Origin of the sequence: Streptomyces sp. NBC_00029, assembly GCF_045160505.1 — a bacterium.
GTDB lineage: Bacteria > Actinomycetota > Actinomycetes > Streptomycetales > Streptomycetaceae > Streptomyces.
Window position 1 is genome coordinate 5,791,859 of the sequence record NZ_CP108292.1, and the last position, 15,566, is coordinate 5,807,424.

General features: G+C 73.0%; 17 protein-coding genes and 1 pseudogene. 11 read left to right on the forward strand and 7 right to left on the reverse strand.

The features are described from left to right. Positions 1-158 precede the first annotated feature (158 nt). Complete coding sequence (locus OG753_RS27215; protein WP_405790479.1) at positions 159-2,000, forward strand: peptidoglycan binding domain-containing protein; 1,842 nt, start codon at positions 159-161, stop codon at positions 1,998-2,000. Positions 2,001-2,073: 73 nt separating this feature from the next. Here the strand turns inward: OG753_RS27215 and OG753_RS27220 are convergent, their stop codons facing one another. Further along, positions 2,074-2,967, reverse strand: a complete 894-nt coding sequence (locus tag OG753_RS27220; RefSeq protein ID WP_405790481.1) for a transglutaminase-like domain-containing protein — start codon at positions 2,965-2,967, stop codon at positions 2,074-2,076. Continuing rightward, the gene (locus tag OG753_RS27225; RefSeq protein WP_405790482.1) at positions 2,865-3,851 is read right to left on the reverse strand and encodes a GNAT family N-acetyltransferase; all 987 of its coding nucleotides are present in this window, start codon (positions 3,849-3,851) and stop codon (positions 2,865-2,867) included. Before OG753_RS27225 ends, OG753_RS27220 begins: the two co-directional genes overlap by 103 nt. 117 nt (positions 3,852-3,968) lie before the next feature. Between OG753_RS27225 and fdxA the strand changes: the two genes are divergently transcribed. Together fdxA and dapC are read left to right on the forward strand one after the other, a co-directional pair. After that, complete coding sequence (gene fdxA, locus OG753_RS27230) at positions 3,969-4,298, forward strand: ferredoxin (RefSeq protein WP_030011906.1); 330 nt, start codon at positions 3,969-3,971, stop codon at positions 4,296-4,298. A gap of 117 nt (positions 4,299-4,415) precedes the next feature. Beyond that, positions 4,416-5,510, forward strand: a complete 1,095-nt coding sequence (gene dapC, locus OG753_RS27235) for a succinyldiaminopimelate transaminase (protein WP_405790484.1) — start codon at positions 4,416-4,418, stop codon at positions 5,508-5,510. A gap of 78 nt (positions 5,511-5,588) precedes the next feature. On the opposite strand, the gene OG753_RS27240 is transcribed toward dapC, so the two are convergent. Together OG753_RS27240 and OG753_RS27245 are read right to left on the reverse strand one after the other, a co-directional pair. Beyond that, positions 5,589-5,963 carry an ATP-binding protein gene (locus OG753_RS27240; protein ID WP_405790485.1) on the reverse strand — a complete coding sequence of 125 codons (375 nt, stop codon included), beginning with the start codon at positions 5,961-5,963 and terminating at the stop codon, positions 5,589-5,591. Positions 5,964-6,219: 256 nt separating this feature from the next. Continuing rightward, positions 6,220-7,200, reverse strand: coding sequence for a hypothetical protein (locus tag OG753_RS27245; RefSeq protein WP_405790487.1), 981 nt, complete (start codon positions 7,198-7,200; stop codon positions 6,220-6,222). 87 nt (positions 7,201-7,287) lie between these two features. On the opposite strand from OG753_RS27245, the gene dapE reads away from it, so the two are divergent. Beyond that, entirely contained in the window at positions 7,288-8,367 is a 1,080-nt protein-coding gene (gene dapE / locus OG753_RS27250; RefSeq protein ID WP_327264292.1) for a succinyl-diaminopimelate desuccinylase, read from the forward strand. Positions 8,368-8,431: 64 nt separating this feature from the next. Then, complete coding sequence (locus tag OG753_RS27255; protein WP_327264293.1) at positions 8,432-9,199, forward strand: TIGR00730 family Rossman fold protein; 768 nt, start codon at positions 8,432-8,434, stop codon at positions 9,197-9,199. Positions 9,200-9,240: 41 nt separating this feature from the next. Here OG753_RS27255 and folP read toward each other — a convergent pair whose 3' ends face one another. Continuing rightward, on the reverse strand, positions 9,241-10,101 hold the full coding sequence (gene folP, locus OG753_RS27260; protein ID WP_327264294.1) for a dihydropteroate synthase: 861 nt from the start codon (positions 10,099-10,101) through the stop codon (positions 9,241-9,243). A gap of 77 nt (positions 10,102-10,178) precedes the next feature. Between folP and OG753_RS27265 the strand changes: the two genes are divergently transcribed. Together OG753_RS27265 and OG753_RS27270 are read left to right on the forward strand one after the other, a co-directional pair. After that, positions 10,179-10,547 (forward strand): DivIVA domain-containing protein, encoded by a 369-nt coding sequence (locus tag OG753_RS27265; protein ID WP_405792823.1) that lies wholly within the window; start codon positions 10,179-10,181, stop codon positions 10,545-10,547. Then, positions 10,544-11,122, forward strand: coding sequence for a DNA-3-methyladenine glycosylase I (locus OG753_RS27270; protein ID WP_327264295.1), 579 nt, complete (start codon positions 10,544-10,546; stop codon positions 11,120-11,122). Before OG753_RS27265 ends, OG753_RS27270 begins: the two co-directional genes overlap by 4 nt. 22 nt (positions 11,123-11,144) lie before the next feature. On the opposite strand, the gene OG753_RS27275 is transcribed toward OG753_RS27270, so the two are convergent. Beyond that, a complete protein-coding gene (locus OG753_RS27275; RefSeq protein WP_327264296.1) occupies positions 11,145-11,948 on the reverse strand; it encodes an enoyl-CoA hydratase-related protein in 804 nt (267 codons plus the stop codon). A gap of 333 nt (positions 11,949-12,281) precedes the next feature. Between OG753_RS27275 and OG753_RS27280 the strand changes: the two genes are divergently transcribed. Together OG753_RS27280 and OG753_RS27285 are read left to right on the forward strand one after the other, a co-directional pair. After that, positions 12,282-12,449, forward strand: a complete 168-nt coding sequence (locus tag OG753_RS27280) for a DUF3117 domain-containing protein (RefSeq protein ID WP_003966491.1) — start codon at positions 12,282-12,284, stop codon at positions 12,447-12,449. Positions 12,450-12,609: 160 nt separating this feature from the next. Then, complete coding sequence (locus OG753_RS27285) at positions 12,610-13,227, forward strand: hypothetical protein (RefSeq protein WP_405790490.1); 618 nt, start codon at positions 12,610-12,612, stop codon at positions 13,225-13,227. A 61-nt stretch (positions 13,228-13,288) separates the two neighbouring features. Here OG753_RS27285 and OG753_RS27290 read toward each other — a convergent pair whose 3' ends face one another. Further along, positions 13,289-13,951: an O-methyltransferase gene (locus OG753_RS27290; RefSeq protein ID WP_030385883.1), complete on the reverse strand. Its 663-nt coding sequence runs from the start codon at positions 13,949-13,951 to the stop codon at positions 13,289-13,291. 178 nt (positions 13,952-14,129) lie between these two features. Here OG753_RS27290 and sigE point away from each other — a divergent pair, with 178 nt between their 5' ends. After that, entirely contained in the window at positions 14,130-14,909 is a 780-nt protein-coding gene (gene sigE, locus OG753_RS27295) for an RNA polymerase sigma factor SigE (protein ID WP_327264298.1), read from the forward strand. Continuing rightward, positions 14,906-15,385, forward strand: a pseudogene (locus OG753_RS27300) (anti-sigma factor family protein); the annotation flags it as partial. The gene sigE and the pseudogene OG753_RS27300, both read left to right, overlap by 4 nt. Between the last annotated feature and the right edge of the window lie 181 nt (positions 15,386-15,566).

Consider the following 15,566-nt stretch of genomic DNA (forward strand, 5'->3'; position numbering starts at 1 on the left):
GCCAACCGGGAGAACCTGCCTTGAGTCGTGAAACCGACAGTTCGTCCTCCGGGCCCAAGGGGCACGGTGGAGCCGCCTACCCCTCGGGTACACCGCCGTACGGAACCGGCCAGTACCCGTCCACGGACGCTGCGGCGACCGCTCCGGAGGAGAACTCTGTGACCTCGAAGCCGTCCACGCCCGATTCCGACGGGCCCAAGACAGAGACCACCCTGACGACCCGGATCCGGATCAACATCCCGGGTTCGCGGCCGATCCCGCCGGTGGTCGTGCGCAAGGCGATGGGCACCAACTCCGGCCCGGCCGGATCCGGGGAGCAGCCCGGTCCGGAGCCCGCGCCCGGGCCGGCGTCCCAGCCGCCGCTCGCGCAGCGCCCGAAGCCGCAGCCGACCCGCATCGAGGCCGCGCCCGAGCCGCCCCACGCCCAGGCGCCCGCCCCGGCCGAGGCCGAGGAGGCGGCCGCCAGCAACTGGTTCGCCCCCCGCAAGCCGGCGGCGCAGGCCCCGGCGCCCGCACCGGGCCCCGCCACGGGCCAGATGCCGCTGCCCACCCGGACGCCGTCCCCGACGCCGACCCCGACCCCCACGCCGCCGCCGGCCGGGCCGGGCGCGGGCTACGCCGCCCCGCCGCGCGCCCAGGCCCCGCCGATGTCCGGGCCGAACGCCGCCTACGCGCCGCAGCGCACCCCGCAGCCGCCCGCGGCGGACTACGGCCAGGGCTTCGCCCAGGCCCCCATGCCCGCTCCCACGGCCCCGATGCCCGGCGGCCCGGGCGTCGGCAGCACCCAGGGCTTCCCCGCGTACGGCGCCGACCAGGGCGACGGCGGCCCCGTCACCGAGGCGTTCCCGGCCTACGGCAGCGCTCCCGCCGGACCGACCGGCGGCCCCGGCTTCGGCACCGGCCCCGTCGGCGGCCCGGCCGGCGCGGCCGCCTTCGACGAGGCTCCGCAGTGGCCCGGCCCGGACCTGGACGGCCCGCTGCCCGGCCCCGTACCGGCCCCCGCGCCGGCCACCCCCCGGCCCGCGCCCGCCCAGCCGAAGGCCACCGGCAAGCCCGCCAAGAAGGGCCGCTCCAAGGCGGTCCTGCTCGGCGGCGCGGTCATCGGCCTCATCGGCGTGGCCTACGGCGCCGGGCTGCTCCTGAACCACTCCGACGTCCCCAAGGGCACCACCGTCCTCGACGTCGACATCAGCGGCAGCCGCGACGAGGCCGTCTCCAAGCTCCAGACGGCCTTCGGCACCCGCGCCGCCGCCCCGATCCAGCTCAGCGTCGGCGGCAAGCCGGTCGAGCTGAAGCCGGAGAAGGCCGGTCTGACCCTGGACGCGCAGACCACCGTCCGCAACGCGGCCGGCAGCGACTACAACCCGGTCACGGTCATCGGCTCGCTCCTCGGCAACCACCGGGTCGCGGACCCGGTGATGCCGATCGACGAGGAGAAGCTCCAGGTCGCGCTGCAGGAACTCGCGGGCACGGCCGGATCGGCCACCGAGGCCTCCATCAAGTTCGACACCGGCAAGGCCGTCGCGGTCCCCGGCACCCCCGGCACCACCCTCGACGTGGACGTCTCCGTCCCGTTGGTGACCAAGGCCTTCAAGGACCAGGTCGCCACCGGCAAGGCGGCCGTCGCCGAACTGCCGACGACCACGAAGGCGCCGGCCGTCGGCCAGGCCGAACTGGACCGGGCCATGAAGGAGTTCGCCGAGCCGGCGATGTCCGCCAACGCCATCGTCAAGGTGGGCACGAAGTCCCTGGCCTTCGGCAGCAGGTCCCTGCCCAAGATCCTGAGCATGTCGGCCGTGGACGGCCGGCTGACCGAGAAGTACGACCTGGAGGCGCTCAAGGCGACCTACGGGAACACCTTCGACGGGATCCTGATCACCCGCGGCACCGGCGACAAGACGGCCGTCACCCCGCAGGACATCGCCGGCGCCCTCGGCAAGGCCCTGCGCGGCAAGACCACGGCCGAGCGCACCGTGGTCATCGACACCAACCCCAGCTGACCCGCCTGCCACGGCCAGTGCCCCCGCCCGGACCCGGGCGGGGGCACTGGCCGTCGCACCGTGCGGCGGCGGGTCAGTTCAGCAGCGCGCGGGCGGAGAGGGCCTCCGAGCGGATCCGGGCCGCCGCTTCGGCGTCCACCGTGGACACCACCCCGGCGTACGCGTCCAGCTCGGCCGCGCCCTCCCGGAAGGAACCCCGCTCCACCAGCAGCCGCGCCCGCTCGTACCGCAGCGCCGCCGGGTGCGACGGCAGCAGCAGCGACAGCTCCAGCGCCCACAGGGCCACTCCCGAGTGCTCCGGACGGGCCGAGGCCCAGGCCCTGATGTTCCCCAGGATCCGCAGCACGATGTCCAGCGTCCTGGCCGGCTCGCGCGGCCCCGACGCCAGCTCCGCCGGCCCCGTGCCCAGCGACGCGCCGCCCGCGAACGGGTCCACCACCACACCCTCCTCCGGGTCCCCGAAGCCCACCACGAAGTGCCCCGGCAGCCCCAGCCCGTACACCGGCGCACCGGCCCGCCGGGCGACCTCCAGCCACACCACCGACAGCAGGATCGGCAGCCCGCGCCGCCGCCTCAGTACCTCGTGCAGCAGCGAGGACGACAGCCGGTCGTAGTCCGCCGGGGTGCCGTGGAACCCCAGGCGCCCGCCCAGCAGTTCCGTCACCGCGGACGCCCACGCCCGCCCGCCGCGCAGCCCGTACGGCAGCATCCCGGCCAGCCGGTCCAGCTCGATCTGTGCCCAGTCCATGGCGCGCTCGTCCAGCTCCGGGTCCCCCTCGGTCGCCAGCAGCAGGCACAGCAGCGCCAGATCGGGCCGCTCGGCGCGGGCCTCGGCCGCGAACTGCTCCCGCCAGGCCTCCGCGCTCACGTCGCCGCCCGGTAGTGGTGGTAGGTGTGGTGCGTCGCGAAGCCCAGCCCGTCGTACAGGGCCAGCGCCCCCGGATTGTCCGTCTCGACCTGGAGCCATGCCGCCGACGCGCCCTCCTCCAGCGCCCGCCGGGCCAGCGCGGCCATCACCGCCGTCGCCAGGCCCTCCCGCCGGTGCGCGGGATCGACCGTCACCGCCGCGAAGCCGGCCCACCGGCCGTCCACCACGCACCGCCCGATCGCCCGGCCCCCGGCCAGCGCCGCGAACCACACCGACGGTCCCTCGACCAGCATCCGCCGGGCCAGGTCCGGGTCGCTCACCTTCCCGTAGCGCCCGAGCCAGTCCTCGTCCGGGACACGGGTCAGACGTACGGCCCCGGCCGCGGGCGCGTCCACGTCACCCACCGGCGCCAGCGCGCCGATCTGTACCTCCGCCGACACCTCGGACGCCCAGCCGCGCCGCTCCAGCTCCGCGGCGAGCATCTCCTGGGTGCCGGCCGCGCCCGTGGCCACCTGCACATAGGCCGGGAGGGAGCGCCGCGCGTACCAGGAGGTCACTCGCGCGAGTGCATCGTCCAGGGGTATCCCCGGGTCGCCGAGCGGCAGCACGGAGTTGGCCCGCCGGGTGAATCCGGCGGCCGCCCGCAGCGTCCAGTCGCCCAGGGGCTCGCTCTCCAGCGGCTGCCAGGCCCGCGCCGTGACCCTCGAAAGCTCCTCGAAGGAGGCCGCCGGACCCCGTCGCCGGGCCGGCGCCGGAGGCACGGTCTTGCCTGCCACCAGCGACGATTCCGCGATACGGACGGACTGCCCGTTCTTCTTTGTGATCAGCAGCACACCCTGGTCCCAGGATGTGAGAACCCCGACCGTGTCCGTGAACTCGGGTGATGCGCTCAGTCCGGTCTCCACCCGTCGTACAGAGACTCGTTTACCCACGTCAGCCGGGGTGATTCGGACCTCCAGCAGTCCACCGGCAGTGATTTCCACAGCTCTGTCCGCCCCTCCTGTTCGGATCGTGCCCGGGAACGGAGATACTAGGTGCGGGCATCGACGACGCCGCGCTCCCGCGCGATATGGAAAGCCCTACCGAGGAGGAACGAGAGCGTGACCTACGTCATCGCGGAGCCTTGTGTCGACGTCAAGGACAAGGCATGCATCGAAGAGTGCCCCGTCGACTGCATCTACGAGGGCCAGCGGTCCTTGTACATCCACCCGGACGAGTGCGTCGACTGTGGCGCGTGTGAGCCGGTCTGCCCGGTCGAGGCCATCTTCTACGAGGACGACACCCCGGAGGAGTGGAAGGACTACTACAAGGCGAATGTCGAGTTCTTCGACGAGCTCGGTTCGCCCGGTGGTGCCTCCAAGCTGGGCCTGATCGAGCGCGATCACCCCTTCGTCGCGGCGCTGCCCGCCGGTATCAACGGCGAGCACTGACCTTTCAGGCAGACGCGCCCCTCGGTCCCGTACGGCCTTCCCGCCGCACGGGACCGACGTGTTTACCGGGGCGTACTCCGACCCCGCAACCAGCACCCAGAGAGAGCAGAGACCACCGTGGCCGCAGTATCCGACCGTCTTCCCGCCTTCCCCTGGGACAAGCTGGAGCCGTACAAGGCCACGGCGGCGGCCCACGCGGACGGCATCGTCGACCTCTCGGTCGGCACGCCCGTCGACCCGGTCCCGCAGCTGATCCGGCGCGCCCTGATCGAGGCCGCCGACTCCCCGGGCTACCCGACCGTGTGGGGCACCGTCGCCCTGCGCGACGCGATCACCGGCTGGGTGCGCGGCCGCCTCGGAGCGAGCGCCGCCGGACACCGCAACGTCCTGCCGGTCGTCGGCTCCAAGGAACTGGTCGCCTGGCTGCCGACCCAGCTGGGCCTGGGCGCCGGTGACAAGGTCGCCTACCCCCGGCTCGCCTACCCCACCTACGAGGTCGGCGCGCGGCTGTGCGGCGCAGAGGCGGTCGTCTACGACGACCCGACCGACCTCGACCCGGCCGGCGTGAAGCTGCTGTGGCTCAACTCCCCGTCCAACCCCACCGGCAAGGTCCTCGCCAAGGAGGAGCTCGTCCGGATCGTGGCCTGGGCGCGCGAGCACGGGATCCTGCTCTTCAGCGACGAGTGCTACCTGGAGCTGGGCTGGGAGGCCGAGCCCGTCTCCGTCCTCCACGACGACGTGTGCGGCGGCTCGTACGAGGGCATCGTCGCGGTCCACTCCCTCTCCAAGCGCTCCAACCTGGCCGGCTACCGGGCGGCCTTCGTCGCCGGTGACGCCGAAGTGCTCGGCGAGCTGCTGGAGATCCGCAAGCACGGCGGCATGATGACCCCCGCCCCGGTGCAGGCTGCCACCGTCGCCGCGCTCGGCGACGACACCCACGTCGAGGAGCAGCGCGAGCGCTACGCCGCCCGCCGCGCCGCGCTGCGCACGGCCCTGGAGGCGCACGGCTTCCGGGTCGAGCACAGCGAGGCCAGCCTCTACCTGTGGGTGACCCGCGACGAGCCCTGCTGGGACACCGTCGCCCACCTCGCCGGCCTCGGCATCCTGGTCGCGCCGGGCGACTTCTACGGCGAGGCGGGCGCACGGTTCGTGCGCGTCGCCTTCACCGCCACCGACGAGCGCGTGGAGGCCGCGGTCAAGCGCCTCGGCTGACCGGCCGCGTTCCACGGCGAGAATGCCCGAGGGGGCCGGGAGTTCACACTCCCGGCCCCCTCGGTGGTTCCTGCGGCGTCAGCCGACCAGCGGCAGGCCGCCGGGCAGGCCCCCGGGCAGTCCGCCCGGCAGGCCGCCGGAGGCCGGCAGCGAGGACACCGGCAGCTCCTGGGCCGCGGGCAGCCCGCCGAGCAGGCCCTGCGCGGTACCGGCCACCTCGGAGGCGGGAGCCGGCAGGCTCTTGGTGGCGCCGCCGGCGGTGTCCACGGCGTCCGTGGCCGCGGCCGTGGCGTCCGTGGCCGTGGCGGCGTCGGGTGCGGTGAGCTGGCCCAGCTGCGGCACGGACTCCAGACCGGCGGCACTGGCCGCGCCGGCCGCACCGACCACGGGAGCGGCCCCGGCTGCGATCAGCAGCGCGGCACGGGCGATCCGGCGGGTCAGGGGGAGAGACATGTTGCTCCTAAGCGGTAGCGGCTGAGTACGCCGTGACTAACCGCTCCGGGGGCGGGTGGAGTTGCGGTGCCGGTGGGTAAAGGATCGGTAACGCATCGTTTAATCGGCTTCCGCGAAAAGCGCATTGGATGCGCGCCGACCAGGGCTTCCTTCCGGATCCGGGATACGTGGCCCGCTACACGGATCCCCCCTCAGGAGTGATCACTCGTACGTGAGCCCGGGCGCCTCCGGCGCGTGCCCCGGCCCGCCGCGGGGATCAGCGGGCCAGGAAGATCCGCACCTCGCCCGGTCCCGCGCCGTAGGGATCCCCCTTGCCGTCCTCGGTCTTCGCGCCGCCCCGGTCCTGCCACCGTCCGCGGTCCCGGCCCCCGATCCAGCCGTGCCGGTCGTAGGAGACCCGGGAGATGCCCAGCTCCTTGGAGTTGGCCACCGCCCAGTGGGCCATCGCCCGGCTGCGGCGCGTGGCGGCCTCGCCGCCGTCGCGCTTCTCCACCAGGGTCACCTCGGCCTCCGGTGTGCCCTGGCCCCCGCCGACGCTCCGGCCGGCCTGGCCGCCGCCCTGCGCGGCGAACGTGTGCGGCCCGTCCTCACCGAAGATCCGGACCAGGTCGGCCCGCACCCGCTGCGGATCGCCCGGCCCCGTCGGCGCGGGCCCGCCGCAGTTCACGGTGCCGCCCCCGGCGAAGGCCGCCGTCAGCACGGTCGCGTCCGGCTCGTGCTTCGCGTACGCCTGCGGGAACCCGCTGCGCTGCACCTTCTGCGCGGCCACCGTCAGCGGCAGCCGCGAGTACCCCGGCACGTCGACGAGGTGGTCGTAGAAGATCCCGGCCGAGTAGACGGGGTCCGTGATCTGCTCCGGAGTGCCCCAGCCCATCGACGGCCGCTGCTGGAAGAGGCCCAGGGAGTCCCGGTCGCCGTGGTCGAGGTTGCGCAGCGCCGACTCCTGCATGGCGGTCGCCAGCGCGATGGTCACCGCCCGGTCCGGCAGCCCCTTCGCGATGCCGACCGCGGCTATCGTCGCCGCGTTCGCCGCCTGCTCCGGGGACATCTCGTACGTCGCGGACGTTTCGTCCTCCCCGACCGGATCCGCGCCGGCCACGCAGAACGGGGCACCGCCGCCACCGTTCGAATCGCGCTGCACGGCGAAATACCCGATCACCGCGAGGAGAACGAGCAGACCGACCACCGCCCGGAGCAGCCGGCGGCGACGAGGACGGGGATCACGGGTCTCGGACACGCGGCCCACCGTACTTGAGGCATATGACGCGTCCACCGGCCGGACGCAGGAGGCTTTGCCGCAGCTCGGGGCATTAGGGTCAGCTCCATGTCCGAATCCGAGCTGGACCTCACCCTGGACGCCGCCGAGCTGACCGCCCGGCTCGTCGACATTCCGTCCGTGAGCGGCGACGAGAAGGTACTCGCCGACCTCGTGGAACACGCGTTGCGGGGCCTTGCCCACCTGACCGTGGACCGCTTCGGCAACAACGTCGTGGCCCGAACGAACCTCGGCCGGGCCGAGCGCGTCGTGCTCGCCGGCCACCTCGACACCGTGCCGATCGCCGACAACGTGCCCTCCCGCCTCGACGAGAACGACGTGCTGTGGGGCTGCGGCACCACCGACATGAAGTCCGGTGTCGCCGTGCAGCTGCGCATCGCCGCGACCGTGCCCGAGCCCAACCGGGACCTCACCTTCGTCTTCTACGACCAGGAGGAGGTCGCCGCCGACCTCAACGGCCTCGGCAAGGTCGCCGAAGCCCACCCCGACTGGCTGACGGGCGACTTCGCCGTCCTGCTGGAACCCTCCAACGCCGAGGTCGAGGGCGGCTGCCAGGGCACCCTGCGCGTCCTGCTGCGCACCGCCGGCGAGCGCGCCCACTCCGCCCGCAGCTGGATGGGCTCCAACGCCATCCACACGGCGGGCCCGATCCTCGCCCGGCTGGCGGCCTACGAGCCCCGCAAGCCGGTCATCGACGGCCTGGAGTACCACGAGGGCCTCAACGCGGTCCGCATCGCGGGCGGCGTCGCCAACAACGTCATCCCCGACGCGTGCACGGTGACGGTCAACTTCCGCTACGCCCCGGACCGTACCGAGGCCGAGGCGCTGGCCCACGTACGGGAGGTGTTCGCGGACTGCGACATCGCCGAGTTCGTGGTCGACGACTCCTCGGGCGGCGCCCTCCCGGGGCTGTCCCACCCGGCGGCGGCGGCCTTCATGGAGGCGGTCGGCGGCCGGGCGATGCCCAAGTTCGGCTGGACGGACGTCGCCCGCTTCAGCGCCCTCGGAGTCCCGGCGGTCAACTACGGTCCGGGCGACGCCCTGCTGGCGCACAAGGTCGACGAACGCGTCGAGACGAAGGCGATCCTGCACTGCGAGGAACGACTCCGCGCCTGGCTGACCTCCTGAATTCCGCTTCTCGTCACCTTTGTGCGCCTACCCTGATCCAACGATCAGCAGGAGGGAGCACAGCATGGGCAACCACGGCAATCCCGAAGGTTCCGCTCGTCGCCGGCCCGAGGAGCAGCAGCTCGGGCCGGTGTTGAGGAGGCGGAGCCAGGTGCAGGCGGGCAGTACGACGGACCAGCGGCTGCTGGATTCGGCCGGGCCCTCCGAGTGGGTGCACACCGATCCCTGGCGGGTCCTGCGCATCCAGTCGGAGTTCATCGAGGGCTTCGGCACGCTCGCCGAGCTGCCGCCCGCGATCAGCGTGTTCGGTTCGGCCCGTACGCCGCAGGGCTCGCCCGAGTACGACGCGGGCGTACGGATCGGCAGCGCGCTGGTCGACGCCGGCTTCGCGGTGATCACCGGCGGCGGTCCGGGGGCGATGGAGGCGGCCAACAAGGGCGCCCGGGAGGCCAGCGGCATCTCCGTCGGCCTCGGCATCGAGCTGCCCTTCGAGCAGGGGCTGAACGAGCACGTCGATCTCGGGCTGAACTTCCGGTACTTCTTCGTCCGCAAGACGATGTTCGTGAAGTACAGCCAGGGCTTCGTCGTCCTGCCGGGCGGCCTGGGCACGCTGGACGAGCTGTTCGAGGCGCTGACCCTGGTCCAGACCCAGAAGATCACCCGCTTCCCGATCGTGCTGTTCGGCACGGAGTACTGGAGCGGCCTGATCGACTGGCTGCGGAACACGGTGATCGCCCAGGGCAAGGCCTCGGAGAAGGACCTCTACCTGTTCCACGTCACGGACGACGTGGACGAGGCCATCGCGCTGGTGACGAAGGAAGTCGGCAAGTAGGCCCCGGGGTCCGGGGCGGTCCGCCCCGGACCCGGAAGGCCTCAGGCCAGGCCGCGGCGGGCGACCGCCGGGGGACGGTGGCCCTGGATGGAGCGGACCATGTCCAGGATCTGCCGGGTCTCGGCGACCTCGTGGACGCGGTAGACCTGCGCGCCCAGCCAGGCCGAGACGGCCGTCGTGGCCAGGGTGCCCAGCAGGCGTTCCTTGACCGGCTTGTCGAGGGTCTCGCCGACGAAGTCCTTGTTGGACAGGGAGACCAGGACCGGCCAGCCGGTCGCCGTCATCTCGTCCAGCCGGCGCGTGGCCTCCAGCGAGTGCCGGGTGTTCTTCCCGAAGTCGTGGCCGGGGTCGATCATGATGGCGTCCCGGCGCACACCCAGCGCCGCCGCCCGCTCCGCCAGCCCGACCGTCACGCGCAGGACGTCCTCCATGACGTCCTCGTACGCGGTCCGGTGCGGCCGGGTGCGCGGCTCCACGCCGCCCGCGTGGGTGCAGACCAGGCCCGCGCCGTGGCGCGCGGCCACCTCCGCCAGCCTCGGGTCCACCCCGCCCCAGGCGTCGTTGAGGACATCGGCGCCGGCCTCGCAGACCGCCTCGCCGACCTCGTGCCGCCAGGTGTCCACGCTGATCACCACGTCCGGGTGGCGGCGCCGTACCTCGGCCACGAAGCCGACCGTGCGCCGCGCCTCCTCGGCCGCGTCCACGTGCTCGCCCGGGCCGGCCTTGACGCCGCCGATGTCGATGATCGCGGCGCCCTCGGCGATGGCGTGTTCGACCCGGTCCAGCGCCGGCTCGTCGCGGAACGTCGCGCCCTGGTCGTAGAAGGAGTCCGGCGTCCGGTTCACGATGGCCATGATCACCGGCTCGTGGGTGTCGAACTCGCGCCTGCCCAGTCGCAGCATCCTGCTCTTTCCTCCTTCGGCGGCCCTTGCGCCTCGCCTGCGACCTTAACCTGGTGGCCGGAAGTCTCTCAGGGGAGTTGATCGTGTTCTTCTTCTTGATGATCGCGCTGGTCGTGGTCGTGGCAGCGGTCACCCTGGCGGTGATCGGCGGCGGTTCGGAGGCCGTCCTGCCGGAAGCGGAGCCGGACCGGGTGGCGGACGGTCTGCCGGAGAGCCGGCCCGTCGTGCGCGAGGACATCGACGCGCTGCGGCTGCCGGTCGCCCCGCGCGGGTACCGGATGGCCGAGGTGGACGACGTGCTGGAGCGGCTCGCGGCCGAACTGGCCGAACGGGACGCGCGCATCGCGCAGCTGACGGCCCGGTCCCAGGCCCCGGCGGCGGAGCCCGCCGACGCCCCGGCGGACGCGCCCGCGCACGTCGACCTCGCCAAGGGCGGCGAACGGTGACCGGTCCGGTCGCGGGCGCGGACGGGCTGCTGCGCTGCCCGTGGGCGCTGTCCACGCCGGACTACGTGGCCTACCACGACACCGAGTGGGGCCGCCCGGTCCACGGCGACGACGCCCTGTACGAGCGCCTGTGCCTGGAGGCCTTCCAGTCGGGGCTGTCCTGGCTGACGATCCTGCGCCGCCGGGAGGGGTTCCGTAAGGCCTTCCGCGACTTCTCGATCGCCGCGGTCGCGGAGTTCGGCGACGGGGACGCGGAGCGGCTGCTGACCGACGAGGGGATCATCCGCAACCGGGCCAAGATCGAGGCGACCCTCGCCAACGCGAAGGTCCTCGCCGGGTGGGAGCCGGGCGAACTGGACACCCTCATCTGGTCCCACGCCCCCGAGGAGCCGGGACCGGCCCCGCTGACCGTCACCGAGGTCCCGGCGGTCACGACGGAGTCCACCGCCCTCGCCAAGGCCCTGAAGAAGGCCGGCATCCGCTTCGTCGGCCCCACGACGGCCTACGCCCTGATGCAGGCCTGCGGGCTGGTCAACGACCACCTGGCCGCCTGCGTCTCCCGCGACCCGGCCTGACCGGCCGGGCCGCGGGCCGGCCTCAGCGGCCCAGGTACTTCGGCGGCTGCTTCGCGAGGAAGGCCTGGACGGCGATGGAGTGGTCCTCGGAGGCCCCTGCACGGGTCTGGAGGGCGTCCTCGTGGGCCAGCGCCTCGGAGAGCGTGTGGGAGGCCCCGTAGGCCAGGGACTCCTTCAGCGCGGCGTACGCGACCGTCGGGCCGGCGGCCAGGGTGCGGGCCACCGCCTCCGCCTCGGCGTGCAGGGAGTCCGCGGGCACCAGGCGGTTGACGATGCCCAGCTCGAACGCCTCCTGCGCCTTGACCGAACGCGGGAAGAGCAGCAGGTCCGAGGCGCGGGAGGCGCCGATCAGACGGGGCAGGGTCCACGAGACCCCGGAGTCGGCCGTCAGCGCCACCCCGGCGAACGAGGTGTTGAAGGACGCGGTGTCGGCGACGACCCTGAAGTCCGCCGCCAGCGCGAAGCCGAAGCCCGCTCCGGCCGCGACGCCGTTGACCCCGGCCACCACGGGCTTCGGCATCTCGGTGAGCGCCCGCACGATCGGGTTGTAGTGGTCGGCGACCGTGGTCATGGTCAGCGAGGAACCGGTCTCGCGGTCCGAGGCGAGGTTCCCGATGTGCTCCTTGAGGTCCTGGCCCACGCAGAAGGCCCGGTCGCCGGCCGCGGTGAGCAGAACGGCCCGAACGGCGGTGTCCGCGGCGGCGGCCTGGACCGCGTCGCGCAGGGCGACCTTGGCCTCGGTGTTCATCGCGTTCATCGCGTCCGGACGGTTGATCGTGATGGTGGCGAGTCCGTCGGTCACTTCGTAGAGCACGCTGTCGGCCATGGCAGGGGGTCCCCCTTCGTCGCGGGCTGGGCTACCGGTCGGTACTGTCCGGTGCAAGGGCCAGCATGGCGGACCGGACGTGGCGCGCACATGTGATGTGCGTCAAAGAAAGCCGATGCCGCTTCCCGGGTGCGGCGGCGAAGTATCGCAGGCGGATCCCCGAAATGAGTGGTTTTGGTCGAGCGCGTTGCCCAAGCGTTCACGGGCGATGTTGGTCATCGGGTCCTGACATGCGGGATAATGGCTGGGAAGCAATGTGTTCGATGCCGGGTATTAGGCGCCTGAATGGGGCCGTCGGCTGACGATGAGCTGGTTTCAGGAAGGGGAACGAGCATGGCGGCCATGAAGCCGCGGACGGGCGACGGCCCGCTCGAGGTCACCAAGGAGGGGCGGGGCATCGTCATGCGCGTACCGCTCGAGGGCGGCGGTCGGCTTGTCGTCGAGCTGACCCCTGATGAGGCGGACGCCCTGGGTGACGCCCTGAAGAAGGTCGTCGGCTGACCCTCCGGGGGCACTGACAGCACTTCCACCTTCTGCGTTTCTGCATTCTCTGCGCTGCCCCGACCGCGATCAGCGGCCGGGGCAGCGTTGTGTCGTGCCCCGGCCCGGGCCGGCCCGACCTGCAAGCACCCCTGGACCTGACCTCTTCGGGAGCCATGCCATGACCTTCGCCCCGCCCGCGCCGCCCGCCTTCGCGGACTGCACGCCCCGCCAGAAGGCGGCCCGGGTCCTCTCCGACGTGCTGGCCCCGGCGAACCTCGTGGTCGCGCTGCTCCTGCTCGTCGGATGGCACAGCACCGCCTCGTGGGCCGGGCTCGGCTGGGGTCTGCTCGCCGCCCTGTTCTGCGGGGTGGTCCCGATCGGGATCATCACCCTCGGCGTCCACCGGGGCGCACTGACCGACCAGCACATCCGGGTGCGGCGCCAGCGCATCGTCCCGATGGCCCTGAGCCTGGTCTCCGTCGTCGCCGGGATCACCCTCCTGCACGTCCTGGGCGCCCCCCGGGAGGTGTTCGCGCTCGTCGTCGCGATGCTGGTGGGCCTCGTGTCGTCGCTGCTCGTCACGATCGTCTGGCAGATATCGATCCACATGTCGGTGGCCGGCGGCACCGTGATGATCCTGCTGCTCGTCCTCGGGATCCAGGTGCTCCCCGCGGCCCTGGTCGCCGCGGCGGTGGGCTGGTCCCGGCTGGTGCTGGGGGCGCACACCCCGGCCCAGCTCCTCGCCGGCACCGCGCTCGGCGGCACCGCGGCCCTCACCTTCGCGCTCCTGAGCTGACCCGCCGCCCGGCAGGGCCGCAGGACGCGCCCTACGGGAGCCTTCGGCGCGCCCCCGGTGGTCAGCGGCGCACGGCGCACAGCAGCCCGTCGCCCACCGGGAGCAGCGCGGCCTCCAGGGCGGGGCTCTCGCGGACGCTGCGCAGCAGCTCGCGGACGCGCAGCACCTCCACCGGCTGGGCCGCGGAGTCGACCGTACGGCCGTCGGAGAAGACCCCCTCGAAGCACACCAGTCCGCCGGGGCGCAGCAGCCGCAACGATTCGGCGAGGTAGTCGAGGGACTCGGAAGGGTCCCCGTCGCAGAAGACGAGGTCGTATCCGCCGTCGGCGAGCCGGGGCAGTACGTCGAGGGCGCGGCCGGGGATGAAGCGGGCGCGGTTGCCCGCGAAGCCGGCGGCGCGGAAGGCCTGGCGGGCGAAGGCCTGCCGGTCCGCCTCGGGATCCACGGTGGTCAGGACCCCGTCGGGGCGCATTCCGTGCAGGAGGTGGATGCCGGAGACACCGGTTCCGGTGCCGATCTCGGCGACCGCCTTGGCGTCCGCGGTGGCGGCCAGCAGGCGCAGCGCGGCCCCGGTGCCGGGTGAGACGGACCGCAGGCCCGCTTCCCTGGACCGGTCGCGGGCCCATCGCAGAGCGTCGTCCTCGGCGACAAACGCGTCGGCGAACGCCCAGCTCGTCTGCCGGTTGCCGGTAATGACCCTCTCCTGTCCCCATAGTTGGCGCAACGGTGACTGTATCCGTTGACGTCGGGAACCCGCAGATGGGACCGGGCGTTGTGAAGGGTGGAGGCGGGATAAGAAGGGACGGTGCCGGGCAGATCGACGGCCGGGACCGCTCCGGGGCCTAAGTCTCGCGTAAAGATACTGCAAAAACGCTTATCCGGAGCTGACAGAGGGGGTGGCTATGGTAGGGACTCCGCTGGACACCACCAGAGCCGATAGGGGAGGTGCGGCTGCGCCTGTGGATCGTGGGGGCGTACTGAGACGCCTCTTCTGGTCGGCGGGTGAGCCGAAATCCGTGACCAACATTGCTGACCGCTTCCACACCGCAGACACCGCAACCACCGCGACCTTTGCCGCCGATGCGGGCTCCCAGGCGTGGACCCCTCCTTCGTGGGAGGAGATCGTCAGCACGCACAGCGCGCGGGTCTACCGCCTTGCCTACCGTCTGACGGGCAACCAGCACGACGCCGAGGACCTGACCCAGGAGGTCTTCGTCCGGGTCTTCCGCTCGCTGTCCACCTACACGCCCGGCACGTTCGAGGGCTGGCTGCACCGCATCACCACGAACCTCTTCCTGGACATGGTCCGCCGCAAGCAGCGGATCCGCTTCGACGCGCTCGGCGACGACGCCGCCGACCGGCTGCCCAGCCGTGAGCCGTCCCCGCAGCAGGTCCTGCACGACACCCACTTCGACGCGGACGTGCAGCAGGCGCTGGACACCCTCGCCCCCGAGTTCCGCGCGGCCGTGGTGCTGTGCGACATCGAGGGTCTTTCGTACGAGGAGATCGCCGCGACCCTCGGGGTGAAGCTCGGCACCGTGCGCAGCCGTATCCACCGGGGCCGTTCACACCTGCGCAAGGCGCTCAAGCACCGTTCTCCCGAGGCCCGCGCCGAGCAGCGCGCGCTGGCGGGAGTGGCGATGGGCGCACCCGGCGCCGGGGGAGAGGGCGGAGCCGAGTGAGCGAGGTCAGTCCGTCCCCCGCCGAACAGCACCTGGGCGACCGGCTTGCCGCCCTCGTGGACGGGGAGCTGAAGCACGATGCCCGCGACCGGGTCCTGGCCCACCTGGCGACCTGCGCCAAGTGCAAGGCCGAGGCCGATGCCCAGCGCCGTCTGAAGACCATGTTCGTGGAGAGCGCGCCGCCACCGCTGTCCGCCGGGCTGCTGGCCCGGCTGCAGGGGCTGCCGGGCGGCGGTCTCGACGACCCGTCCGGCCCCGCCGGTCCGCCCGGCACCACGGGGGCCGGCCCGTTCGACGCGTTCGCGTACGGACTGCCGGTCGCCGCCCGTCCCGAGCCGCAGGACGGCTTCCGCATCCACGAGGTGGGCCGGCCGCGCCGCCGGTTCGCGTTCGTCGCCGCCGGGGCCGTCTCGCTGGCCGCGCTCGCGCTCGGTGGCGCCCTGCCACTGGAGGCGGACCCGAACCTCAGGGGCGATTCCCCGGCCCCGGCCTCCCGGCCCGGTCCTCCCGCCCTGCCCGTGGCCGATCAGGGGGCACGTGACCGCCTGCCCACCCCCGCGGCCGTCCCGACCCTCCTGTCGGCCGTGGCGACCCCGCTGCCGCCGCTGCGGCCCTCCCCGCAGGTCCCGGCCCGCCCGGTCTCCCTGCTGCGCTGAC